Origin of the sequence: Aeromonas sp. sia0103, assembly GCF_963895295.1 — a bacterium.
GTDB classification, from domain to species: domain Bacteria; phylum Pseudomonadota; class Gammaproteobacteria; order Enterobacterales; family Aeromonadaceae; genus Aeromonas; species Aeromonas encheleia.
Map to the genome: position 1 here is coordinate 268,525 of NZ_CAWQKG010000055.1, position 21,245 is coordinate 289,769.

Sequence of the window (21,245 nt, forward strand, 5' to 3'; positions counted from 1 at the left end):
CATAGCTTCCCCCCATGTATGTCACAACCCTAACCAAACACTCCCAACCATCACTAATGACTGTATATAATCACAGTCCTTTTGTGGAGGTGTGATGGCAGTAAGAAAACAGACATCCGGCAAGTGGCTGGCCGAGATCTATCCGGAAGGGCGGCCCAGCAAGGCCAATCCCAACGCGCCGCGAGTGCGTAAGCAGTTTGCCACCAAGGGCGAGGCGCTGGCGTTCGAGCGCTTCGTGCTGGACCCGGACAAGGGCAAGCCCTGGCTGGAAGGGCAGGGGGAGCCAACCGACGGCCGGCGTCTCTCCGACCTGGTCGAACTCTGGTTTGGTCGTCATGGTCAGAGCCTGCGTGATGGCGAGGCCCGCAAGTCCAAGCTGCTGACCGTGTGCCATTCCCTGGGGGATCCGCTGGCGGTCAACTTCTCTGCCCGCGACTTTGCCGCCTATCGTGAAGCAAGGCTTTCCGGCGACATCACCGATCGGCGCGCCATCAACCAGGAAAAGCAGGGCGTCACCCCCAACACGGTGAACCGTGAACACGCCTACCTGCGGGCGGTATTCAACGAGCTGAAAAGGCTAGGGGAGTGGCAGGGTGAAAACCCCCTTGATGGCCTGCGAGCCTACAAGGTCGCCGAGGCCGAGCTGGCTTTTCTCTATCCCGACGAACTCAAGCGCCTGCTGACCGCCTGCGCCGAGAGTTCAAGCCCTGATCTGCTGATGGTGGTGAAACTCTGCCTTGCCACCGGCGCCCGCTGGTCTGAGGTGGAAGAGCTGACCCAGTCCCAGGTATCTCCCAACCGCGTGACCTTCACCCGCACCAAGAGCAAGAAGAGCCGTAGCGTGCCCATCAGCCCCGCGCTCTATGCCCAGTTGCCGAGAAAACGTGGCCGCCTGTTCGGTGACTGCTATCGAGCTTTCGAGGTGGTGGTCGAACGGGCAGGGCTGGAGCTGCCTGCCGGGCAGAATACCCACGTCCTGCGCCACACCTTCGCCAGCCACTTTATGATGAACGGCGGCAACATCCTGGTGCTGCAGAAGATCCTCGGCCACTCCACCATCGCCATGACCATGCGCTATGCACATTTCGCCCCCGATCATCTGGAAGATGCGGTACGATTGAACCCTCTTTCTGTTTGTGGTCTAAATTGAATCCGTAGAGGCAAATGGAGCTTGATGATGGATAGATTCCTGTCTGACATGGATTTGTGCGAGGCGCTCTCTGATCTCTTTGTCGATAACGAGGTCGACTATGGGTACATCGCCAGAGTGGCGAGAGTCTTTCCTGTCGCCCATGTGGAGAAGGCGCTGTTCGAATGGGTGGCACCGGTGTGCTACACGAATACACTCACCCCAGTTCCTGCCATCTGGGCAGGGTTTCAACGTGACGTACTGTGGGCGGATATTCAGAACCTGATTGCAGAAGAGGAAAGGGCTGGTTTTGCCAGGAAGTTGTCCATCAAGCTCCGGCAAGTTTACCTGAGAAGGCTGTTTTCCCCTGAGTGGAGAAAGCTGTCTGCGTTGCTGGCCAGGAAGGGATGAAAGTGGCGACAGAGTGGCGACAAAATTTTCAATGGGTGGTCGTTTTTGACCATCATTGGTTTACTAACCCTTTGATTTATATGTAAGTGGTTGTTTTCATTAGGGCGCATATCAGATTTAAAATCCCTCGCTTTTCGAGGCGTGCCGGTTCGATTCCGGCCTCGGGCACCATTAAAATCAAAGACTTACGAAGGCCACTAGCGATAGTGGCCTTTTTTGTTTGCTCTCAGTGTCCAGATTTGATCCTCGCAGATGTTTTAATGTGGGGCGGGCGGCCAGCGCGACCGAGGCGGCGGCCTGCTTGCCGGTGAAGCCCATCACCACAGAGATGAAACCGTCTTTGGTCATTTCGGATGCCCCTTGCTGAAAGAACGCCGCTATGCTCAGCTGGTCGCGATAAGCAGAGCCAAATATGGCACCAGATTGAACAGCATCACCCCGATTTTATAGACGGCGACCCCCAGGTAGTGGATGGCATCGAAGCGCTCCTCGGAGAGGTGGAACCAACGACTGTGCAGTCGGTACATCCAGCCGTGGGCAAACACAAATGCGGCAAACCACCCCAGCAGGATGAGATAGTTGATGACCAGGCAGCCGAGCAGGAATGCCTTTAGCGTGTGCAGATCCATGACTATGTCCTGTAGTGCCCAGAGAGAGGCGCCGGTGTCAGCCTCAGGCGAGCATGGCGCCAACACCAGCTTGAAATACACGGGTGACCATCACTTTGGTGATGGAGTGGTCACCATCGACATGCCGAACTGTGCTTTGGGCTCATCGGTAAAGTAACCACCGCCCATGCCCCCGCCGCCACTGCCCTTACCGCCGGCATTGCTTCCGTCATCCCCGCTCGGGGGAGGCGTCGCCCCGCCATTGGAGGCGCAGGCTGCCAGCAAGAGTTGTGCTGCTATCAGGCAAACTTTCCACATCTTCATGACAATCTCCTCAACTACTGAGCTTGCCCAGTGATCGGGCTGAACGAGTCGGTCGAGACGAGCAAGCAGGTAATTAGTTTAGTTCACGCAGGTCCCCTTCATGCCGGACGGCGCCGCGGTTAAACAGGCCCGATGAGGGGTAATGGCGGTATGTCGCTGACGGAGGGATGGCAGCGAGAGCGCAAACGTCATCCACCAGCAGATGGCATCCATATCCCGTCGACGGTCCATCTGAGGCTATCCATTCAATATCAGCGGCAGACACCGTTGGATAGAACAAAAAATACTCAGAAATCTGTTGCGGACTTGGCACGGTGGATCGGGTTTCAATCGCGGCGATGCATCTTGCCGTGCGCCGCGCCACCCGCTACAGGCTCAATCAGCCCAGCTCCCATCGAATCAATCCGATAGCGCACCACCGCAGTGGCAGGGCCACAGTTTCACGGGGAAAAGGGGAGTGCCAGGCCGGCGAGACCATCATCAGGCGGTGGTATCCGAACGAACTCATGCCCCATGCATGGCCTCGTCTTGGGCGCCGTCCCTTGCGCGCAGAGCGGCAGAAGCTGACGTACGCTTGACGCTTTATCACAAAAGGAGCCGCCCGCTTGCACATCAACGAAGTCAGATCAGACAGGAACGACAATTGAACGAACACAAACCTCAAGGAATCCATCATGAGTGTGCTCAATGTAAAATATGTGCTTATCGGCACCATGGCGCTGTTTTTAGGCAGCTGTGATACCGAAACCATGGTACCCGTGCCCGGTGAGGGCGGTGGAGGTAATGGAACAGACGCAACCCGGATCACCAGCCTGCAAGTCACCCCCTCAGAGAGCCGCCTCCCGGCAGGATTACAACAACAATTCATTGCCAAGATCACCCTGGATGATGGCTCGACAACAGATGCCACCCATGACGTGATCCTTCAGTGGAGCAGCAGTGACGCCAGCATAGTCACCGTCGATGCCACTGGTCGTGCGACCGCTGTCGGGGCCGGGATAGCCACCATCAACGCCACGGGTACCGAGAATGGCAGGGTATTTGAGGCCAGCGCCCGGCTGGAGGTGACGGATGCCGTCGTCACCGATCTGGCCCTCACCCCCACGGCTGCCGCCAGCATGCCGCCCTCGGATTCACAGCCGATTGTCCTCACCGTCTTTACCGCTAACGCGACACTCTCAGATGGCAGCCTCCTGGATCTGACCAACAACCCGGCCCTGAACTGGAGCTGCAGTGATGAGGCGGTGGCCACCGTCAGCAACGCCGCCGGCAGCAAAGGGGTGGCGACCGCGGTGGGGGCGGGCATCACCACCATTACCGCGAGCGGGATGCTCAATGGGCAGAACTTCAATGCCACCGCAGACTTGGCCGTGACCCCGTGACTGACGTTGTGGTAACGGGTAATACCCTACCAGTGTGACCATGACGGCAGAGCGCCGGCTCTGCCATTCGTCCCCCCTAAACCCCTTCGTTTTACTTCCCGTTGCAGATCCCCGTTGGGTCAGAAAGTGCGCCTCCAGAATGCCGCCATTGATCTTGTCGCGCCGCCTATTTGCAGGTGAAGGGTGCCGCCTTCCCAACCCAGACAGTGCCCGGGCGGCGCAGAGTGCTGCAGGCTTTCCCTGTGATAGCGGATGGCACCGTTTTATGCGGCACCATCCGCCAGGTGGTGGGGCGGTCAGGCAGATGGAAGAAGGCCCCAGATCCTGGGGCCTTCTTTGGCTGTTCATCGCTAGCGAATGCTAATCCTCGAAGAGGAATTCCAGCAGCAGCCTCCTTCTGGGTGAGCCGCTCCATGCCTCCAGCACACACAAGACCTCGTTGTGATCGGCGCCGAAGAGGGTGGTGTCTGCTACCAGCTCCTCGAGCACACCGTCTTGCTCACACACTTCGCGCGACTTGCCGCTATCGGTGATGAGTTTTCGCAGACGCGCTCTCGCCTGTTCGGTCATAGGCACCTCCCGACTTGGTCTGCAGCGTGGGTTTATTCAATGATAGGCAAGGGCGGGCTGGCCAGCGTCGGGCTTATACCCTCACCCGATAAGCTAACCGGGCGATACGCCGGCCATGGCTCGCGATCCTCCTGCTCAAAGGGTTCGCATCGGGCATCGGGCTGGGCTAGAGTCGGCCTTCTGGATTTATCGTCAGGCGAAACGAGGGGGAAGGTCACTCATGCTGAGAGTCATAGCGCAGGACTTCATCAAGCCGGATCGTATCGAGGAGGTCATGCCGCTGTATCGGGAGCTGGTGGAGAAGACCAGGGCGGAGCCGCTGTGCATCTCCTATGAGCTGTGCATCGATCAGAAGGATCCCGGGCACTTCGTGTTCCTGGAGGCGTGGCCCGATCGAGCGGCCCTGGATGCTCACTGCGCCACCGAGCATTTCAGGCGGCTGGTGCCCCTGATCGATCGGCATCAGCGGCTGCCCGGCACCTACCTGCTGATGGATGCGTTCGCGTGATCCCCTGGCCAGGCGCTCAGGCTGGCGCGGCGGCCATAAAAAATCCGAAACACCAGGTTTCGGATCTTGGCCCTGGGGGAACACAGGGATGGCGCCAGGGGGAGTGGGCGGCTCAGCTGCGCACCTTGTTGTAGATAAACAGCACCATCAAGGCGCCCACGGTCGCGATGAGAATGCTCGGCAGGTTGAAGCCGTTGACCGTACCCATGCCGAGCAGGGTGCTGACATAGCCACCCACCATGGCACCGATCACCCCCAGGATCACCGTCATGATGAAACCGCCCCCATCCTTGCCCGGCATGATCCACTTGGCCAGGATGCCGACGATCAATCCCAATACGATCCAGGTCATAAAGCCCATAACGTCGTCCTCATTGTGTGCAGAAAACCAGAGTATACGCAGGGATCTGCATTGCATCGCACCCCGGACGGGCATGGCTCATCAATGGCCATATGAGAACCAAGGGCCCTGACTAACTGAGGGCGCGGGTCTCGAGCCGCTGGCCCGCGGGGGAGCAGACCAGGATAGAGCCCTGTTCGAACCAGTCCCCCAGCACGATGCGGCGGGCAGGCGCCCCATCGAGGCTGAAGTCGTGGATGGCGGGTCTGTGGGTATGGCCGTGGATCATGGTACGGCACTCATGCTGTCTCATCAGCTCATCGACCGCCTCCGGGGTGACGTCCATGATGCTCCGATGCTTGTTGGGGTTCTCTGTCCCGCTTTGGCCACGGATCTTGTGGGCGATGGCCTGACGGCGGCGAAGGGGCAGGCGCAGGAACAGCCAGCGCAGCCATCTGAGGTTTACGATGCGGCGATACTTCTGGTAGTCGACATCATGGGTGCAGAGCATATCGCCGTGGCTCAGCAGCACCCGCTCGCCATAGAGTTCGATGACGCAGGGATCGCCGAGCAGGGTCATGCCCGCCCGCCTGGCAAACTGCTTGCCCAGCATGAAGTCGCGGTTGCCGTGGATGAAATAGATGGGCACCCCTTGCTGGCTCAGGGTCAGGAAGGCGGCGGCCACCTCCTGATGGAGCGCCGTGAGATCATCGTCGCCAATCCAGAATTCGAACAGATCCCCCAGCACATAGAGGGCATCGGCGCCGGGGGCGTCGTGCGCCAGGAAGCGGACCAGCGCGGCCGTCATGTCGGGGCGGGCGGCACAGAGGTGAATGTCGCTGATAAAAAGGGTGGTCGTCATGGTGCGCTAAGGATCCCGAAAGAGGCTGGGTGGGTCATAGGGTAGGTTGCCAGTTTAACCGAGCAGGGTCAGTCCCCTCCAGCGTCAACAACGCCAGATAGGGATCGCCCGCCAGGCCGAGCAGCTGGCAGATGGCGGCTTCGCCTTTCAGACCCTGCGCGAGGCGAAGGCGCAGCACGGCCCGATGGAAGTCATGGCCGAAGTGCTCGAGCAGGGCCGCCATCAGGCTGAGATGGCGCCAGCCGTGCAGGGTCTCGAGCCGCTCCGGGGTGACATAGAGCTCGACGGGCCAGGGGTGACCATCGGCGCCAGCCAGGGTTTGCTCCAGCAGCCAGACGCCGCCCGCCAAGGCGCGGCGCTGCCAGCCCCGTTCGGCAAGCAGGGTGGCCAGCGCGGCGGGATCCCTATGCCGGCAGAGGATATCGAGATCGCTGCCGGGCCTGTCGAGCCCAATGGTCAGGGTGCTCACCAGCGCCAGGTCCTGGCACAGCTGCCTCAGCTCATCCCACAGCCCCGCGGTCAACAGGGCATGGGCCGAGCGCTGGCGTGCGTTGCCAAGGGCCAGATAGTCGAGGCGGCGCCAGTTGGGGCATGTGGCGCGCGCAGATGGAAAAACTGCGGCCGGGGCCGCAGTCGTTTCATCTGGCAGAAGTCGACAATCAGTCGGCAAGGGTCACCTTGGTGATCACCACGTCTTCTACTGGCACGTCCTGATGGACACGGCCACGGTTACCGGTCTTGACGCTCTTGATCTTGTTGACCACGTCCATGCCGGCACTCACTTCACCGAACACGCAGTAGCCGAAGCCCTGGCTGGTGGCGGACTTGAAGTCGAGGAAGTCGTTGTTGTTCACGTTGATGAAGAACTGGGCGCTGGCAGAGTGCGGCTCCATGGTGCGGGCCATGGCGACGGTGCCAATCTTGTTGGACAGGCCGTTGGCCGCTTCGTTCTTGATGGAGGCGCGGGTGTCTTTCTCTTCGAAGCCGGGGGCATAACCGCCGCCCTGGATCATGAAGCCGTCGATGACGCGGTGGAAGATGGTGTTGTCGTAGTGACCGTCACGGCAGTATTGCAGGAAGTTGGCCACGGTTTCCGGGGCCTTGTCGGCGTGCAGGGTGAGGGTGATGTCGCCGTGGTTGGTGTGCAGAGTAACCATGATATGTCCTTTCAAATGTTGCGCGGGCACGAAGGCGGCTCGCGGCTGTTGCGTGGGCTATGGCCTAAAGTGGTGGCAATTCTAGCCCATCGGGGGCCTGCGGCATAGATGGCACGCAGGATCCGGCGCGTTTTCTGCCTCGTTTTCTCCACCGGATGCGGGTAGAATGGCAGGCCATTTTACTCACAGGCAGTGGTCATAAGATGCTGAAGATATACAACACACTCACTCGTCAAAAAGAAGAATTCAAACCTATCCACCCGGGCAAGGTGGGCATGTATGTGTGTGGTGTCACTATCTATGATCACTGTCATATCGGTCACGGTCGCACCTTCGTCGCCTTCGACGTGGTGGCCCGCTACCTGCGTTACAGCGGCTACCAGCTCAACTACGTGCGCAACGTCACCGACGTGGATGACAAGATCATCAAGCGCGCCGCCGAGACCCAGGTGACCTGCGACGACCTGACCGAGCGCCTGATCGGTGACATGCACCAGGATTTTGATGCCCTCGGCATGGTGCGTCCGGACGTCGAGCCGCGCGCCACCCAGCACATCCATGAGATCATCGCGCTGGTCGAGACCCTGATCGCCAAGGATCACGCCTACGTGGCCGACAACGGCGACGTCATGTTCATCGTCGAGTCGTTTGCCGACTACGGCAAGCTGTCCGGTCAGGATCTGGAGCAGCTGCAGGCCGGTGCCCGGGTCGATGTGGTGGATGCCAAGCGCAACCCGCTCGACTTCGTGCTGTGGAAGATGTCCAAGCCCGGCGAACCGACCTGGGACAGCCCCTGGGGCCCGGGTCGTCCCGGCTGGCACATCGAGTGCTCCGCCATGAACTCCAAGCACCTTGGCAACCACTTCGACATCCACGGTGGCGGCTCCGATCTGCAGTTCCCGCACCACGAGAACGAGATCGCCCAGTCCTGCTGCGCCCACGGTGGCGACTACGTCAACACCTGGATGCACAGCGGCATGGTGATGGTGGACAAAGAGAAGATGTCCAAGTCCCTCGGCAACTTCTTCACCATCCGCGACGTCCTGGCCCACTACGACGCCGAGAGCGTGCGTTACTTCCTGATGTCCGGCCACTACCGCAGTCAGCTCAACTACTCGGAAGACAACCTCAAGCAGGCCCGCGCCGCGCTGGAGCGGATGTACACCGCCCTGCGCGACCTGCCTGTCGCCGAGGCCGCCGGTGGTGACGAGCAGGTGGCTCGCTTCAAGGAGGCGATGGACGACGACTTCAACACCCCGGAAGCCTACTCCGCCCTGTTCGATCTGGTGCGCGAGATCAACCGCCAGAAGGCCGAAGACCTGACCGTGGCCGCCGGCCTCGGTGCCCGTCTGCGCGAGCTCGGCGCCGTGCTCGGCATCCTGCAACAGGATCCGGACGCCTTCCTCAAGGGCAATGACGCCGACGAGGAAGTGGCCGAGATCGAGCAGCTGATCGCCCAGCGCAACCAGGCCCGCGCCGACAAGAACTGGGCCGCCGCCGACGCCGCCCGCAACCGTCTCACCGAGATGGGAATCGTGCTGGAAGACAGCGCCGGCAAAACCAGCTGGCGCCGGGCTTAAGGCCGGTTGCTCTGTTAGAGCCAACAGGTTAACCAAAATAAAAAACCGCAGCCCTAGGGCTGCGGTTTTTGTTTGTGTCTTTTCCCTCGGAGCCTCTTAAGCCTTCGCTGCCTCCGCTCTGATCCCCTCTCCCCTTGCGGGAGAGGGCTAGGGTGAGGGGACTTACGTCATTCCTTGGCTGAATGTCGTCCAACGCCTTAATGGCATTGCTTCGATATGCTGGATGCGAGGGTTAATAGCCACGGGCGACTTTTACGAAGCGTCTTTCGCCAAGAGCTGCATGTTGAGTGAACTTGTTTTTAAGCCTGCTCTGTTGAACCTATAGCGCATGTATGCAGAGATATCGTCCTCGTGGGAGGAGACAATCAACTGACAATGCTTGAGTTCGCAACGGAGTAGATCGGTCAAGGAAGCAACGTTGATTTCATCCAGAGATTGCGACGGATCATCAATCAAGATGAGAGGTACCTTAGCATAGACCTTGTTGAGTGAGAGAAAGAAGGCAAGGCTAAGAGCGGACACCTGACCAGAACTCATGGACATGACTGCGTCGTGTTCAGACTTCTCGGCAGTCAGAAATCTCAGCTGTGTACCTTCGCGGCTCTCGATAAATAGACCCAGACCACGCTGGTAGTTTTGTATCAGTCGGCCACTGTAGATATGGAATATGAGTTCAATAGCCGAAATTGTCTGGTCGGTATACCTTTGTTCTGTCTCCTTCAGTGTGTCGCGGAGTGTTTTGATTTTAATTTGTGCTTTTTGGGCCGCTAGGGTTTCTTTTTCGATAAGTTTAAGATCGGAAATACAGGTTTGGAGACGAGCATTTTGAGCCTCGTTGGCTTTAATCGATATGTACAGCTCTTTGTCTTTTAGGTCTTCAGCCGTGATTATGTAGAAGTCCTGCAAGTCTTTAAAGGCGCTATTTGTTGTTTCTCGCCAGTCCTCTGGCAGCGCTAAAGCATCAGCTTCAACCTGTTTTTTATTCCTTATAATCGCTTTGAGCTTTTCAAATCGCTCATTTACTACCTCATCAATTTCAGTAAATGAGTCAGTAAATTGAATATTGTCGCTTTGCAGCTTCTCCATTAGCTGGGTTATTGCCGGGAGCCGAAGCTTAAGTTTGGTCAGCTCTGCATGAAGATTGGGTTCAAATGTTGGCTTGAGAAGTTTCAAACTGTCTTGGATATGGATGTCGATGAGTTTCAGCTCAGCGCCCATAGTAGCGATAAGGTTAACTAAGTCCTTACCGTCTTTGCTTAGTGATTCAGAGATCTGCTTGGTTCTTGCGTCAATGGCATCCACCATTGATTTGTGATCTTCCCAGTCTGCGCCACAGAGAGGGCACAACTGATCATCGGGATAGGACTTCTTATGTTCATCAATCAGCTGTCTTTTCAGACGTTCCAATTCGGCTACGACGTTCGCATTGGTGCTGCTTTTTTCGTGGAGGCTATTTCGGGATTCAATTTGTAACTCAAACCACTCAAGGCGCCCATCCGCCCAGTTTGGTAATGATCGGGCTTCTTCGAGTTTGATTGCCGTAGCACCGCGCTTGATGATTTTTGCTGAACTCTCTAACTCATCAATCCTCTTCTTGATAGCATCAAGCACATCAAGCTTGTTTAAGTCTTTACCAAACTGAGCCAAGCTTCTCAGGGATTCCTCATTGAGATCAATTTCGGCATCGATTGTCTCGTTGTGAACCCTGGTTTTTATCGTGGCTTTGAGCGGTAGAAGAGCAATAATTTTGCGAACTGATTCCTGATAGGCAGCATGATCTTCCGCTGAGTACGTTGAGAATAGGATCTCCCTGTCCCATATTGGTTGGACATCAGTCGTGGAGAGTTTTTTGTACTCAAGGTTACTTGTCTCTGCCTGCAATGTGCCTTTTAAGCTGGCTATCTCTTCTTTAAGTGATAAAGCTTTTCCCGTGCGTTCAGGATTGTTTATGTACCTTGTGAATTTATTGTATATGGTGTTGCAGTTTTCAATCTCGGTTTCGATATCGCTGATGTTAAAAAGGTTTCCAAGTTTATCCTTGCGTTCGTCTACCCGAGTGTGTAACAGTCGGTTTTGTCCTTGCTCCAGATAGTTAAGGAAGGAGAAGTTTTCCCTGAAGTTTTTACCGAAAACTTCGTCAAGTAAGTTGTTGTCTCGCAGATTGATCTTCGTAAAGTCAGATGATTCAAATTCCGGCAGCTCGTAAAGCTTAAAGTTTTCATACTTGTCTGCACGATTGTTCGCTGGTTTTTTGAATATAGCAACTGGGCAATGTCTTGCTAAAACAAGTTTGCGCTCACCATTAATAAATTCAATTTTAATGTAGAGATCGTTCTCGCCGGAGCGATTGTTCCAGAAGAGATTATCTGCGTAGTCTCTCTTGTTTCTGGTTAATAATGTATTGAATAGGTTTTGTATTCGACTGATTTGGCCGGTGAGTAGCAGTTCTATTGCATCAAAGATGCTTGTTTTACCATAACCGTTAGGACCGTCCAAAGTTAGCAAGGACGACTCGCCAAGGTCCAAATAGATATGCTTGAATGCTTTGAAACTAGAGACTTCAATCTTGGATATTTGCCAGTTCATTTTTAATCATTTCCTTGATAATTTCGTCGGCATTTTTGTCTGTAACTGTTTGGATAGTCGAATATGTATCGTTCAGGCCAGCTTCTGCAACGGACTCAACTGCTTGTAACCTCAAGGACACAAGGTTTCCTTGGTGACTAGGTAGCTCTAAAAAAGGAAGCTTGATAAAGATCTTCGCCGCGAAGCTGTATTGTGTGGCGACAAGAGGGTTTTCTTTGTAGTTAAGAAATTCCTTTTTGTCTGCAATCACAGATACCAGTTTGTCGTACGTAAAATCAGTTAGAACACTTTCCTCTGCAATACTGTAATAGAGGACGTATTTTTTATAAAAATGTGGATCTTCCTCGATAGCGAATATTTCTTCTTCGTGATCCTTGAACTCGGACAGAACATCAAGGCGATGAATGCAAATCAAGTCGCAGTTTTTCTTAAAGCTTGGGTTTCTGAGAATTTCCTCAGGTGCAAGGTGATTAATTCTATTATTCAGCTCGCCCGGGTCTGGTAGGTCGTCAAGATTATGTATGACTGCGAACCTGATGGCAGTTCCAGACTCGCGAATGTAAAAGCTTGTGGTATCCAGTTCGCGTTTACACACAAAATTATGGGCAACAAGTGCTTCATCAATGAGTTGCTTTATCATTCAGTCGGTCCTCCGCTTCGTCCTTTGTTATCACGCTAATGCATAGCGACTTGATTATGTTGCTTGCAAGAATTTCAGTGGTCTGCTTGTTGTCGTAGTCATCTGAGTTTGTGAATTTTGTATTAAAGGTGAATGAGGCCTCCGCTTTGCTGGCGATTAGATGGTTGTACTCAAAAAGTAGTCTCAGCAGAGCTCCGTTGTTTTTCATTTCATTGATCATGTCAGACTCACACTCTTCGCTTTCATCCACGTCAAGAGCGGTAGGCACGTAGAACCGATTTTTGCTGTCGAGGTAGTGCGGGAGATGGTTGAATATGGGCTCCACCGAAATAGCCTGTATGAGCTTGGTGTATCGCCTGATATCGTTCGTCTGAACGTCTTGAAACCGCTCGGATGGCTTCATCATCTGGCATAGCGTTTTTAATTCGTTGATGGGCGTTTCGCGTATGTGATCACACAAACGCCTAGCTCTCTCATAAGTGGCGTCACTCATTGTTGGTAGCGCTTGATCCAGCCTTTCTTCTAGATGGGTTAGGAGCCTAGCCTTTAATTCAACTGCATAGTAGTCCCTATTCTGATAGGGATTTTCGTTCAGCAGATCTGCTAAAAGGCTACTGGCTTTGATGCGATTTTCGTATGCAGCTCTGGCTTCTCGGACTCCGTCAACTTGATTTAGTTTATGGCAATGTATTGCGATGGTGCTTATTCTTTCTGACAGTAAGCAGTAGTTAAAGTTTATAAGGTTATCACTGACAGTGATGGACTGTTTCTCACATATTTTTTTTATAAGTCCTTTGGTCAACCCTTCAATGTCACCCAGTCCACAATAATATTTATCTCCGTAGCGGTAAAATTTTACTGTTTCTCCGCTAGCGCCTATGTGATCATCTGTATTGTCTAGTTGGACGGATACGTGAAAGTAACGGGTCGTCCCTTTTATTTTGTCTAATTCGATTAAAGTGGACTGCACTAGCGCCTTGGTGTAGCCACTACGATATTTGCTAATCTTAGCTTTTACTTGATGGGCGGTATGTAGTTTTCCATTTTTATAAATAGCAAAATCGTCGCTACTGTCTAGCTGAAGCTCGAAGTCTAAGTCGTCATCGTAAATAAGTTTAAGTGAGTGATATAGCGCAATTTTCCCTTGATAAACGAAACCGCTCCACGAGGATATGGCGCTGGCTGGATATTTTTCATCATCTTCTTGGCTCACATTAAATCCTTTTTAATTAACATGGATACACATGTTTTTTTTGGGGGTTATGATCATCTGGTTTTATAGTGGGTGCGTATTTTTTGACGAACGTGGTGTTGTGATGAATCTACATCAAAACAGCTCATCGTTCGATTGGAAAGGTGTAATCGGACGGTCGGGAAATAAGGTCTGTAATACTCCTAAATAATTCACTATCAGGCCTTAAATATAAAACAGTTTCCCGATAGAAATATATGCTGTTTGCTGTTGTATTCACCATGATTTTTTCACCTATGCAACCATGTCGATGGCGCTTGTTGCATAGGGGTGACAATTTGGTCTCGCCATAGGGTGGGCGAGGGGTTGGCAGTGAGGTAACAACCCGCTCGATCTTTGCCCCGAATAGGCTGGGGAGTGTTACCGCGGTGCAATGCGCTGCGCTTATTGCACCCTACGCCTGTTAACTGCCTCGGGGTTGCGGGTTTGGGTGTTGCCCCCTGTTGTTCGCCGAGGTGAGGGCACAAGGTCAGGAGCGCCGTCATGGACGACGGCGCAGACGCAGGCGGTACAGGGATGTACCGTCTGCGTCGTTCCGCCAGACCTTTTGCCTGAACGGAGGGAACCCGACGCAGGAGGGCGAACAAGCGGGGGAGAAGACCTTTGGTGACTTTGGGTCTTTCCAAAGTCACTCGCCCAGCCGCGCAGCGGCGGCGAAACCCAGTCGAGGATGGAATCCTCGTGTCCTGCATGGCGGAGCCATGCCTATATGGCAGTCGCCGACATTGCGCCGGACAATCGCGTTACCCAACCCCTCACCCTAACCCTCTCCCGCAAGGGGCGAGGGGATGGTTACAGCGGACGATTACGCTTCGCTAATCGACCCTACATGCTGACGGGCACCCTGCGTGGCAACGGGCAATGAACGGGCAACGGATTGCACCGGTCGAGGACAAGGTCCTCGCCTCTTGCCGCAGGCGCGGGATACCGGGCTGGTATCCGCCAGAATTGCTACCGCCCCTGGCTGTCGCTACCACAGTGCGTTGCTGACCATCAGCGGGGGAGAAGGGGGCCAACAGGCACAGCCCATCTTACGGAGCCATCTCGGTCTTCTCCATGCAATTGATGAGTCAATCGCCAGAATCGGTTGGTTTCTTGCGCTGCTTCAAAGTTCGGTGGCAGAGCGGGCGCTGGGCAGGCGGCGAGGGGAGGCGATTCCCCCCAACGTCAGCCGGTGTATCGGTCCGCCACAGGAAAACGGCAGGGGGAAGAGGGGCTGCCGACGTTATCTGTCCGGTGCGATTAAGAGTCGCAAGATGGCGGCGCGGATGGAGAGACGTGGGGCGGGCCGCTCGGGGAGGCCTCCTCTCCCGTGGGGGCAAACCCTGAGGGGGCCGGCATTTTGCCGGACCGAACTCCTGCCTGCGTCGACGGGGCTTGATAGTCCACCACCGGGTTGGCTATGGTGTCCGGGTTTGACATGCAAGCTGGGAGATGTGCGTGGACAAGATATTGCAGGCCCTGTCGGAGCGGGTCACAGAGGCGCGGGATCTGGAGAGCCTGACCCGTCCCCTGCTGGAGATGCTGGAGGCGGTGACCGGGCTGGAGTCGACCTATCTCACCGAGATCGATCTGGTGCAGGGCAAGCAGATCATTCGCTATGCCAACAATGCCAGTAATGCCAACGACGTGGCCGGATTGCAGATCCCGGAGGGGATCACGGTGGACTGGAGCGATACCCTGTGCCGACGGGCGATCGATGAGGGGCGCATCTATACCGACAACGTCGCCGAATGCTGGGGGGATTCCCAGGCGGCCAGTGCGCTCGGCATCCACACCTATCTGAGCAGCCCGGTGCGCACCTCCTCGGGCTCACTCTACGGCACCCTGTGCGCCGCCAGCGCCGAGCACAAGCCTTTGGTGGCGGGCTCCGAGCAGCTCATCGCCTTCTTCGCCCGGCTGATCGCCGAGCACGTGGAGCGGGAGCAACTGCTGCAACAGTTGCAGCGGGCCAACCAGGAGCTGTCGCGCCAGGCGCTCAGCGACCCCCTGACCGGCCTGCCGAACCGGCGGGCGCTGATGCACGAGCTCAATCGGCTGTTCTCCCTGTCGGAGCGGGCCGGCCACCCGGTGCTCATCGCCTTCATCGATCTCGATGGCTTCAAGGTCATCAACGACACCCACGGCCACGAGGCGGGGGATCTGCTGCTGGTCACCCTGGCGCGGCAACTGTCGGCGGCCCTGCGCGGCGGCGATCTGCTGGCGCGGGTCGGGGGTGACGAGTTCGTCGCCGTCGGCATGGGGCCTCATCGGGGCGATGAGTCGATAGAGGTGGCGGTGCAGCGTTTCCAGCGCCGGCTGTTCGAGCAGAGCGTGCTCCAGCTGCCGATCCCGTCCCGGGTGCTGCATTACCCCGGTGCCAGCGTGGGGGTGGTGGCCATAGATCCGGCCCACACCAGCATCGACGATGCCCTGCGCCAGGCCGATGCGCGCATGTATGCGGTCAAGCGCCAGCGCCGCACGCTGGGGTGAGGGTCGCCTTGCGCCTGGGGCCCTGGCCGTTGGGATCTCGGGCGCCGCTGCTTTGATTTCGCGCATTGTTGCCCCCGGGCCCGCGATGCTAGGATGCTTCTCCCCCCACACAGGCATCCTCTACCATGGCAAACCGCGTTATCAGCCGTTACCGCGCCCTGACGGCGAAAGTGGCCGATCTCTTTGCGGAACTCTCGGAGTTTCAGCAGCGCATCTGGGTGGTCAGCATCATGCACGACGCCTACACAGATACCTTTATCGTCAATGAAGGCAGCTTCGAGGAGCCCATGCAGTGGATGGTGCGCAAGGGCTACGACGGGGCCATGCTGCAACGGGTGAACAAGATGCAGCGCTCCCAGGCGATCCAGCTCGAGTTCGGTGGCATCAGCCATCGCCTGATGCGGGTCAAGTAGTCCCTCTCCCTCTCGATGTGTGCCCCGGCCGTCTGACGGTCTTTTCTCCCATCCCTCGATAAAAAAGAGGCCCGTATGGGCCTCTTTTTGTTGCGAGTTCGGGCTAGCGCACCGGAAGGTACTTGGCCTGCAACTGCTGGAAGTCGCTGCTGGCCAGCACCTGGGCCAGGCCGCGCTGAAACTCCCTGACCAGCGCATCGTCGATCGGATGGCTGAAGGCGAAGCAGAACTGCTCCGAGCTCAACACCCAGCGCACCTCGAAGTCGGCGGGATCCAGCTGCTGGGCGGCGATCAGCTCCAGCAAGGTGGTCTTGTTGCTGGAGATGAGATCGACCCGGCCCGAGGTGAGCATCTTGAGTGCCTGGGGGAGGCGGTTGGCGGTCATGATCCTCTGCTCGTCGAAGCCACTGTTGAGCAGCAGCTGCTCCCCGACGTCGGTGCGCACGGCGCCGATATGGTACTGCTGGGCCTCCGCCAGCGCCCCGAGCCGGATATCGCGGTTGGCCAGCCCCATCAGCACTATCTCCGCATAACCGATGGGGCAGGCCCATTTGAACAGGGGATCCCGTGCCTCGGTGCGGGCGGTGGAGAAGAGCACCACGTTGGGCTTCTGGGTCAGCAGGTAGTAGCCCCGCGCCCAGGGCAGGATGCCGATCGGCTGCGCCGGGGTGTCGGTCTGTTGCCACACCCGTTGCAGCAGCTCGACGGCGAGGCCGGTGGGCTCACCGGATGGGCCTGTGAAGTTGTAGGGTTTGTACTCCTCGGTGAGGTAGTGCAGCTTGCCGAGCGCGGGGCTGGCCTGGGCCTGGCCAGTCCAGCCGAGCAGGCCACCTAAGCCAACCGAGAGGGCGGCAGAAAGTGTGGCGGCGCGCGCGGCAACTGGCATCCATGTTCTCATCCCGGCCCTCCTGCTACGTGTGGTTCGCTTCAAGTGTCGCCGAGTCGCGGGGTTTCGCCAGCCGCAGCCGGGGCAGCCGGCCCCGAGCACCGTTGGCCGGTTTATCCCGGCCGGGAGCCTAGGCGGGGCGCCTTCTCCTGCCTCGTCAGGGGTTCCCGCCGTTCACCAGGTCGAGCGGGTGCGGCCTATGGGGTTGAACTCCTCGTCACGCAATCCCACCAGCAGCGTCTTGCCATCGGTCTGCAGCCGGAACTCGCCGTAGCGGGCCGCCTCGTACTGGGCGCCGCTGCCCTCCTCGAAGAAGAAGGCATCCGGCCCTATCCACCACTGGTTGTGCTGCCGGCGGACCTGCAACAGGCGCTGATCCCGGGTGGGGGCCTCGGGGTTGCCATCGGCCACCCAGTGCGCCACCTGATGCTCATCGAGCCGGATCACCAGGGTGTCGGTCGCCGGGGCCGCGTCTTGCGTCAGGCTCCCCAGCTGGCGGGCGAGCTCGTAGTTGAGGCGCATGTAGTCCCCCTGCATCAGGGAGCGGGGATCGACCGGCGCCAGCCGGAGCAGTACCACCTCGCCGCTGCGCATGGCGTGCTCGTAGCGCCAGACGGTGAAGTTGATGCCCGCCAGGATGGCGAGGCCGGTCAGCAGGAGGGCGAGTCGTCTCATGAGGGGATCTCCTTGCCGAGGATTTTCAACAACTGGCGGGCGCCGAGCAGCAGGGCGCCCGAGCCCAGCAGCAGCCAGGATTTGGTCATCAGGGTCAGCCCCAGATCGTAGTAATAGAGGGAGCCAAAGCCGAGCAGCAGCAGGCCCGCCAGCGTCATCAGCCCCAGGCTGCCGGCGTAGAAGCCGAGCACCAGCACCAGGGCACCGGCCCCCATGCCGGGAATGAGGGCGCTGATCAGCACCAGCGGCAGGCCATACAGCAGCGGCAGCTTCAGCCGGACCATGACTCCGAGCAGCAGGGCGGCGCAGAGCAGGGGGTTGATCCAGAGTGGCAGGCGGGAGTGGCCCAGCTCGTCGAGCATGCTGGCGCCCCCGTCCCACAGCGGATGATGCAGCCGGCCCAGCACCAGCAGGGAGAGCGCCAGCCCCAGGGTGAGGGACTCATAGAGCTGGTGACGGCTGGGTTGGCGTTCGGCCAGCAGCCAGCAGGCGGTGAGCACCGCCATCACCAGCGGCAGGGCCAGCAGTTGCAGACCGAGGCAGGCCAGCCCCAGCGTGAGCAGGATGGCGGCGGCGAAGCTGTGAAACAGCCGGATCAACCAGTGCTCGAACAGGGCGGCGATCCCTAGGGAGAGGGCGCAGAGGCCGAGCCAGAGGATGGCCGAGTGCAGATCGACCCGGTCGATGAGGCCATAGAGCAGCCAGGCATCGGCGGCCAGCGCCAGCGCCAGCACGAACTGATCCCAGAGATCGCCGCGGCTGGCCTTGCGATTGAGCCCGAGGGCGGCGGCCATCAGGATGGCGCCCATCGCCAGGGCATGGTCGGCCTCCCGGATGACACCCTCGAAGGCCATAAACAGGAAGAACAGCAGGAAGAGCGCGGCCAGCCAGCCGACTATGCCGAGCAGGAAGCGGCTCGACCAGTGGGGCTGCTCATCGAGGGGCGCCTCACCCTCGACCAGACTGGCGGCCAGCAGCCGCTGCCAGGGAGTCAGCTCAGACATGGGACCTCCGTTGTTGTTGCAACCAGCGGTTGGCCATGACCATGAAAGTCCGATGGCGATGAGATGGGATGGCCAGCAGGGGTGACCAGAGGATCGGCTCAGGCATGGGACCTCCGTTGTTGTTGCAGCCAGCGGCTGGCCATGACAGAGAGGCCGATGGCGATGAGGCTCAGCAGCAGGAAGCCGTTCACATCGGGCTCCATCCACTTGCCAAGGGCCGCCAGGATGACGGTGATGAGGCTCAGGCATCCCATGGCGAGCCCGGCGATGAAACGACCGTGCCAGCGCGCATAGGCCGCGATCAGCCAGCCGAGCCAGAGCGGCCAGACCCAGGGGGAGGCGGCCTCGAACAGCGACAGCAGCGCCAGCAGGGTGACGCCGAGCCCGGCGGCCAGGCCCGGCAGCCAGGAGGGCATCAGCCTGAAGCGGGCGGGCACCAGCAGGAGTGCGCCCCAGAGGGCGGCGTTGAACAGGGTGAGGCTCCAGCCGAGCGCCTCCTCATCGAAGGCGAAGAAGAAGTCGAACAGGCCGAGCCGCCAGTAGAGCACCAGCGCCAGCTGGCCGAGCAGCCAGCAGAGGGTCCAGAGCAAGGGGCTCCGGCCGAGGGCGGCCAGCGGCATCAGCAGCAGGGTCCAGGTGGCAAACAGCTGCCAGGGATCGGCGCCGGTCTGGTAGGTCTGGCCCACCAGGGCCAGCAGGGCGCCGATGTTGAGCGCCACGGCCAGCAGCAGGGCCTGGCGCGGGGTGTCCGCCAGCGGCTTGCGCCACAGCAGCACCAGCATGGCGAGCAGGGGCAGCTCCAGCAGGGCGAGGCGGGACAGGCGGCCCAGCTCCTGCCAGTTGAAGGCGACGAAGAACACCAGCCCGGCGCCGAGGCAGAGGCTGCCGAGCCAGAGCAGCAGGCGATCGAACAGCCACTGCCAGCGCGCGCTGGCGGGGGGCAGCTCCAGCAGGGCCAGGGCCGCCGGCAGGTTGGCCGGGGCGAGGCGGCCGCGTCTGACCCAGTCGAGTAGCGTCTGTCTTGAGGTGGGGTGCATGGCAAGGCTCCTGAAAGCAGGTCGAAACCGGGGTTTGACGCATTATGGCACGGCGCCGCGGCCCGGGGCAGGCCCCGCCTGGGCGGGTGCGACAAGGGCCTGCGGTCACGAGGGCACAAAAAAAGCCCCGACCTGAGGAGGGGGCTCGATGATGCCAGGGGGCTGGCTATGTCTTGGCGGCGTGCAGGCGTTCTGGGTCAGTGCTCACGCCGACCCCGGCGCCTTGGGCCGATGCCGATCAGACGAACAGCAGGGTGCTGATCCCCAGCCCCACGAAGAGGATGGCGCAGGCGATGCGGATCCCCTTGAGCGGCAGCTTGTCGGCGCCGAGCTTGCCGAGCAGCACCACGGGCACGTTCGCCAGCATCATGCCGAGGGTGGTGCCGGCGATGACCTGGGTCAGGGAGTCGTACTTGGCCGCCAGCAGTACTGTAGCTATCTGGGTCTTGTCGCCGATCTCGGCGATGAAGAACAGCACGAAGGTGGCCATGAAGGGGCCGTACTTGTCGAGGGAACTCTCCTCGTCGTCCATCTTGTCCGGCACCAGGATCCAGACCGCCATGGCGATGAAGGCTGCCGCTACCAGGTAGGTCATGATCTTGGGATCCAGCCAGTTGCTGATGAACCCGCCTATCCAGGCCGCGCCCGCATGGTTGAGCAGGGTAGCCACCAGCATGCCGGCGATGATGGGCCAGGGTTTGCGAAAACGACAGATGAGCAGTAACGCCAGCAGTTGGGTCTTGTCGCCGATTTCGGCGATGGCCACGCTGAGGGTTGAGGTTAACAAGGCTTCCATAAAAATAACCGGGGGACGGAATTGTTATAAACCAGAGACAAGCCTGCGCCATCCGTCCCCGGTATTGGCACTGGCCCGTCAAAGGTCTTGTCAAATCCGGCATTGCCCGGATCATCCTGACCATGGTGAGTTGGCACCAAGTATGTTGATCAGGATCGCGCGCGGCATTTGGGGCGCCGCGGCGAGACTACTCCCCCTCGATGGGAGCGGGCATTCTAGGGAAAAAGCGCAGGGGAAACAAGGAGGAATTAACCACCCACCAGCTTGACGCCGAAGCCGGCCTTCTCCAGCTCGGCCTTGATAAGCTCCCGCTTGTCACCCTGGATCTCGATGATGCCGTCCTTCAGCCCGCCGCCGGTGCCGCACTTCTTCTTGAGCAGGGTGGCGATGGTTTTTTGCTGGTCGGCGGGCACCCCATGGATGGTGATGACGCCGGCGCCCTTGCGTCCCTTGGTCTCGCGTCTGATGCGCACGGTGCCGTCGATGGGGAAGGGGGAGGCGCTCTGGACCGAGGCTTGTTCCTTGATCATGCCGCCGTCCGTGCTGTAGACCAGGCGGCTGTTGTTGTCTGGAGTCATGGCATTTCTTGTCTGGGTTAGCTGAGCAAAGTTTG

Annotated in this window: 24 protein-coding genes; 7 read left to right on the top strand and 17 right to left on the bottom strand. The window is 58.4% G+C overall.

Annotated elements, in window-relative coordinates:
- Positions 1-94 precede the first annotated feature (94 nt).
- Positions 95-1,150 carry a site-specific integrase gene (locus AACW18_RS17265; RefSeq protein ID WP_218389345.1) on the top strand — a complete coding sequence of 352 codons (1,056 nt, stop codon included), beginning with the start codon at positions 95-97 and terminating at the stop codon, positions 1,148-1,150.
- A gap of 27 nt (positions 1,151-1,177) precedes the next feature.
- Positions 1,178-1,540, top strand: coding sequence for a DUF7079 family protein (locus tag AACW18_RS17270; protein ID WP_218389346.1), 363 nt, complete (start codon positions 1,178-1,180; stop codon positions 1,538-1,540).
- A gap of 177 nt (positions 1,541-1,717) precedes the next feature.
- Here the strand turns inward: AACW18_RS17270 and AACW18_RS17275 are convergent, their stop codons facing one another.
- From AACW18_RS17275 to AACW18_RS17285, 3 genes are all read right to left on the bottom strand, one after another.
- Positions 1,718-1,888 (bottom strand): Rha family transcriptional regulator, encoded by a 171-nt coding sequence (locus tag AACW18_RS17275; RefSeq protein ID WP_218389347.1) that lies wholly within the window; start codon positions 1,886-1,888, stop codon positions 1,718-1,720.
- Between the two features lie 35 nt (positions 1,889-1,923).
- Positions 1,924-2,169: a DUF6868 family protein gene (locus tag AACW18_RS17280; protein ID WP_218389348.1), complete on the bottom strand. Its 246-nt coding sequence runs from the start codon at positions 2,167-2,169 to the stop codon at positions 1,924-1,926.
- A 90-nt stretch (positions 2,170-2,259) separates the two neighbouring features.
- Positions 2,260-2,472, bottom strand: coding sequence for a hypothetical protein (locus tag AACW18_RS17285; RefSeq protein ID WP_042654669.1), 213 nt, complete (start codon positions 2,470-2,472; stop codon positions 2,260-2,262).
- Positions 2,473-3,146: 674 nt separating this feature from the next.
- Between AACW18_RS17285 and AACW18_RS17290 the strand changes: the two genes are divergently transcribed.
- On the top strand, positions 3,147-3,854 hold the full coding sequence (locus AACW18_RS17290; protein ID WP_218389349.1) for an Ig-like domain-containing protein: 708 nt from the start codon (positions 3,147-3,149) through the stop codon (positions 3,852-3,854).
- A gap of 360 nt (positions 3,855-4,214) precedes the next feature.
- On the opposite strand, the gene AACW18_RS17295 is transcribed toward AACW18_RS17290, so the two are convergent.
- A complete protein-coding gene (locus tag AACW18_RS17295; protein ID WP_218389350.1) occupies positions 4,215-4,424 on the bottom strand; it encodes a hypothetical protein in 210 nt (69 codons plus the stop codon).
- A 220-nt stretch (positions 4,425-4,644) separates the two neighbouring features.
- Between AACW18_RS17295 and AACW18_RS17300 the strand changes: the two genes are divergently transcribed.
- Positions 4,645-4,932 (top strand): putative quinol monooxygenase, encoded by a 288-nt coding sequence (locus AACW18_RS17300; protein ID WP_218328206.1) that lies wholly within the window; start codon positions 4,645-4,647, stop codon positions 4,930-4,932.
- A gap of 112 nt (positions 4,933-5,044) precedes the next feature.
- On the opposite strand, the gene AACW18_RS17305 is transcribed toward AACW18_RS17300, so the two are convergent.
- The 4 genes from AACW18_RS17305 to AACW18_RS17320 form a co-directional block, all read right to left on the bottom strand.
- Positions 5,045-5,293: a GlsB/YeaQ/YmgE family stress response membrane protein gene (locus tag AACW18_RS17305; protein ID WP_042654674.1), complete on the bottom strand. Its 249-nt coding sequence runs from the start codon at positions 5,291-5,293 to the stop codon at positions 5,045-5,047.
- Between the two features lie 112 nt (positions 5,294-5,405).
- Positions 5,406-6,134, bottom strand: coding sequence for a UDP-2,3-diacylglucosamine diphosphatase (lpxH, locus tag AACW18_RS17310; protein WP_218389351.1), 729 nt, complete (start codon positions 6,132-6,134; stop codon positions 5,406-5,408).
- Positions 6,135-6,168: 34 nt separating this feature from the next.
- Complete coding sequence (locus AACW18_RS17315; RefSeq protein ID WP_218389352.1) at positions 6,169-6,804, bottom strand: DUF4269 domain-containing protein; 636 nt, start codon at positions 6,802-6,804, stop codon at positions 6,169-6,171.
- On the bottom strand, positions 6,794-7,291 hold the full coding sequence (locus AACW18_RS17320; protein ID WP_042654677.1) for a peptidylprolyl isomerase: 498 nt from the start codon (positions 7,289-7,291) through the stop codon (positions 6,794-6,796). Before AACW18_RS17320 ends, AACW18_RS17315 begins: the two co-directional genes overlap by 11 nt.
- Before the next feature lie 203 nt (positions 7,292-7,494).
- On the opposite strand from AACW18_RS17320, the gene cysS reads away from it, so the two are divergent.
- Positions 7,495-8,871, top strand: coding sequence for a cysteine--tRNA ligase (gene cysS, locus AACW18_RS17325; protein WP_218389353.1), 1,377 nt, complete (start codon positions 7,495-7,497; stop codon positions 8,869-8,871).
- A gap of 252 nt (positions 8,872-9,123) precedes the next feature.
- Here cysS and AACW18_RS17330 read toward each other — a convergent pair whose 3' ends face one another.
- Genes AACW18_RS17330 through AACW18_RS17340 form a run of 3 tightly spaced genes read right to left on the bottom strand, consistent with a single transcriptional unit; the run spans position 9,124 to position 13,310 of the window.
- Entirely contained in the window at positions 9,124-11,457 is a 2,334-nt protein-coding gene (locus tag AACW18_RS17330) for an AAA family ATPase (RefSeq protein WP_218389354.1), read from the bottom strand.
- Positions 11,432-12,097 (bottom strand): ABC-three component system middle component 1, encoded by a 666-nt coding sequence (locus AACW18_RS17335; protein ID WP_218389355.1) that lies wholly within the window; start codon positions 12,095-12,097, stop codon positions 11,432-11,434. The genes AACW18_RS17330 and AACW18_RS17335 overlap by 26 nt, the downstream gene beginning before the upstream one ends.
- Positions 12,078-13,310: an ABC-three component system protein gene (locus AACW18_RS17340; protein WP_218389356.1), complete on the bottom strand. Its 1,233-nt coding sequence runs from the start codon at positions 13,308-13,310 to the stop codon at positions 12,078-12,080. The genes AACW18_RS17335 and AACW18_RS17340 overlap by 20 nt, the downstream gene beginning before the upstream one ends.
- Before the next feature lie 1,473 nt (positions 13,311-14,783).
- Between AACW18_RS17340 and AACW18_RS17345 the strand changes: the two genes are divergently transcribed.
- Positions 14,784-15,821, top strand: a complete 1,038-nt coding sequence (locus AACW18_RS17345; protein WP_218389357.1) for a GGDEF domain-containing protein — start codon at positions 14,784-14,786, stop codon at positions 15,819-15,821.
- A gap of 125 nt (positions 15,822-15,946) precedes the next feature.
- Positions 15,947-16,234 (top strand): hypothetical protein, encoded by a 288-nt coding sequence (locus tag AACW18_RS17350; RefSeq protein WP_042654680.1) that lies wholly within the window; start codon positions 15,947-15,949, stop codon positions 16,232-16,234.
- A 103-nt stretch (positions 16,235-16,337) separates the two neighbouring features.
- Here the strand turns inward: AACW18_RS17350 and AACW18_RS17355 are convergent, their stop codons facing one another.
- The 6 genes from AACW18_RS17355 to AACW18_RS17380 form a co-directional block, all read right to left on the bottom strand.
- Positions 16,338-17,060, bottom strand: coding sequence for a substrate-binding periplasmic protein (locus AACW18_RS17355; protein WP_371317045.1), 723 nt, complete (start codon positions 17,058-17,060; stop codon positions 16,338-16,340).
- A gap of 234 nt (positions 17,061-17,294) precedes the next feature.
- Positions 17,295-17,795, bottom strand: a complete 501-nt coding sequence (locus tag AACW18_RS17360; RefSeq protein ID WP_218389358.1) for a GDYXXLXY domain-containing protein — start codon at positions 17,793-17,795, stop codon at positions 17,295-17,297.
- The gene (locus AACW18_RS17365; protein ID WP_042654683.1) at positions 17,792-18,799 is read right to left on the bottom strand and encodes a DUF4401 domain-containing protein; all 1,008 of its coding nucleotides are present in this window, start codon (positions 18,797-18,799) and stop codon (positions 17,792-17,794) included. The genes AACW18_RS17360 and AACW18_RS17365 overlap by 4 nt, the downstream gene beginning before the upstream one ends.
- 98 nt (positions 18,800-18,897) lie before the next feature.
- Positions 18,898-19,836, bottom strand: a complete 939-nt coding sequence (locus AACW18_RS17370) for a DUF2157 domain-containing protein (protein ID WP_218389359.1) — start codon at positions 19,834-19,836, stop codon at positions 18,898-18,900.
- Positions 19,837-20,074: 238 nt separating this feature from the next.
- Positions 20,075-20,632 (bottom strand): TMEM165/GDT1 family protein, encoded by a 558-nt coding sequence (locus tag AACW18_RS17375; protein WP_042654685.1) that lies wholly within the window; start codon positions 20,630-20,632, stop codon positions 20,075-20,077.
- Positions 20,633-20,880: 248 nt separating this feature from the next.
- Positions 20,881-21,210: a translation initiation factor gene (locus AACW18_RS17380; protein ID WP_042654686.1), complete on the bottom strand. Its 330-nt coding sequence runs from the start codon at positions 21,208-21,210 to the stop codon at positions 20,881-20,883.
- Between the last annotated feature and the right edge of the window lie 35 nt (positions 21,211-21,245).

What these genes read in the sequence shown, in the direction of transcription:
- AACW18_RS17265 (WP_218389345.1), top strand. Translation starts at nt 95, where the DNA reads ATGGCAGTAAGAAAACAGACATCCGGCAAGTGGCTGGCCGAGATCTAT.
- AACW18_RS17270 (WP_218389346.1), top strand. Translation starts at nt 1,178, where the DNA reads ATGGATAGATTCCTGTCTGACATGGATTTGTGCGAGGCGCTCTCTGAT.
- AACW18_RS17275 (WP_218389347.1), bottom strand. Translation starts at nt 1,888, where the DNA reads ATGACCAAAGACGGTTTCATCTCTGTGGTGATGGGCTTCACCGGCAAG.
- AACW18_RS17280 (WP_218389348.1), bottom strand. Translation starts at nt 2,169, where the DNA reads ATGGATCTGCACACGCTAAAGGCATTCCTGCTCGGCTGCCTGGTCATC.
- AACW18_RS17285 (WP_042654669.1), bottom strand. Translation starts at nt 2,472, where the DNA reads ATGAAGATGTGGAAAGTTTGCCTGATAGCAGCACAACTCTTGCTGGCA.
- AACW18_RS17290 (WP_218389349.1), top strand. Translation starts at nt 3,147, where the DNA reads ATGAGTGTGCTCAATGTAAAATATGTGCTTATCGGCACCATGGCGCTG.
- AACW18_RS17295 (WP_218389350.1), bottom strand. Translation starts at nt 4,424, where the DNA reads ATGACCGAACAGGCGAGAGCGCGTCTGCGAAAACTCATCACCGATAGC.
- AACW18_RS17300 (WP_218328206.1), top strand. Translation starts at nt 4,645, where the DNA reads ATGCTGAGAGTCATAGCGCAGGACTTCATCAAGCCGGATCGTATCGAG.
- AACW18_RS17305 (WP_042654674.1), bottom strand. Translation starts at nt 5,293, where the DNA reads ATGGGCTTTATGACCTGGATCGTATTGGGATTGATCGTCGGCATCCTG.
- lpxH (WP_218389351.1), bottom strand. Translation starts at nt 6,134, where the DNA reads ATGACGACCACCCTTTTTATCAGCGACATTCACCTCTGTGCCGCCCGC.
- AACW18_RS17320 (WP_042654677.1), bottom strand. Translation starts at nt 7,291, where the DNA reads ATGGTTACTCTGCACACCAACCACGGCGACATCACCCTCACCCTGCAC.
- cysS (WP_218389353.1), top strand. Translation starts at nt 7,495, where the DNA reads ATGCTGAAGATATACAACACACTCACTCGTCAAAAAGAAGAATTCAAA.
- AACW18_RS17330 (WP_218389354.1), bottom strand. Translation starts at nt 11,457, where the DNA reads ATGAACTGGCAAATATCCAAGATTGAAGTCTCTAGTTTCAAAGCATTC.
- AACW18_RS17335 (WP_218389355.1), bottom strand. Translation starts at nt 12,097, where the DNA reads ATGATAAAGCAACTCATTGATGAAGCACTTGTTGCCCATAATTTTGTG.
- AACW18_RS17345 (WP_218389357.1), top strand. Translation starts at nt 14,784, where the DNA reads ATGTGCGTGGACAAGATATTGCAGGCCCTGTCGGAGCGGGTCACAGAG.
- AACW18_RS17350 (WP_042654680.1), top strand. Translation starts at nt 15,947, where the DNA reads ATGGCAAACCGCGTTATCAGCCGTTACCGCGCCCTGACGGCGAAAGTG.
- AACW18_RS17360 (WP_218389358.1), bottom strand. Translation starts at nt 17,795, where the DNA reads ATGAGACGACTCGCCCTCCTGCTGACCGGCCTCGCCATCCTGGCGGGC.
- AACW18_RS17365 (WP_042654683.1), bottom strand. Translation starts at nt 18,799, where the DNA reads ATGTCTGAGCTGACTCCCTGGCAGCGGCTGCTGGCCGCCAGTCTGGTC.
- AACW18_RS17370 (WP_218389359.1), bottom strand. Translation starts at nt 19,836, where the DNA reads ATGCACCCCACCTCAAGACAGACGCTACTCGACTGGGTCAGACGCGGC.
- AACW18_RS17375 (WP_042654685.1), bottom strand. Translation starts at nt 20,632, where the DNA reads ATGGAAGCCTTGTTAACCTCAACCCTCAGCGTGGCCATCGCCGAAATC.
- AACW18_RS17380 (WP_042654686.1), bottom strand. Translation starts at nt 21,210, where the DNA reads ATGACTCCAGACAACAACAGCCGCCTGGTCTACAGCACGGACGGCGGC.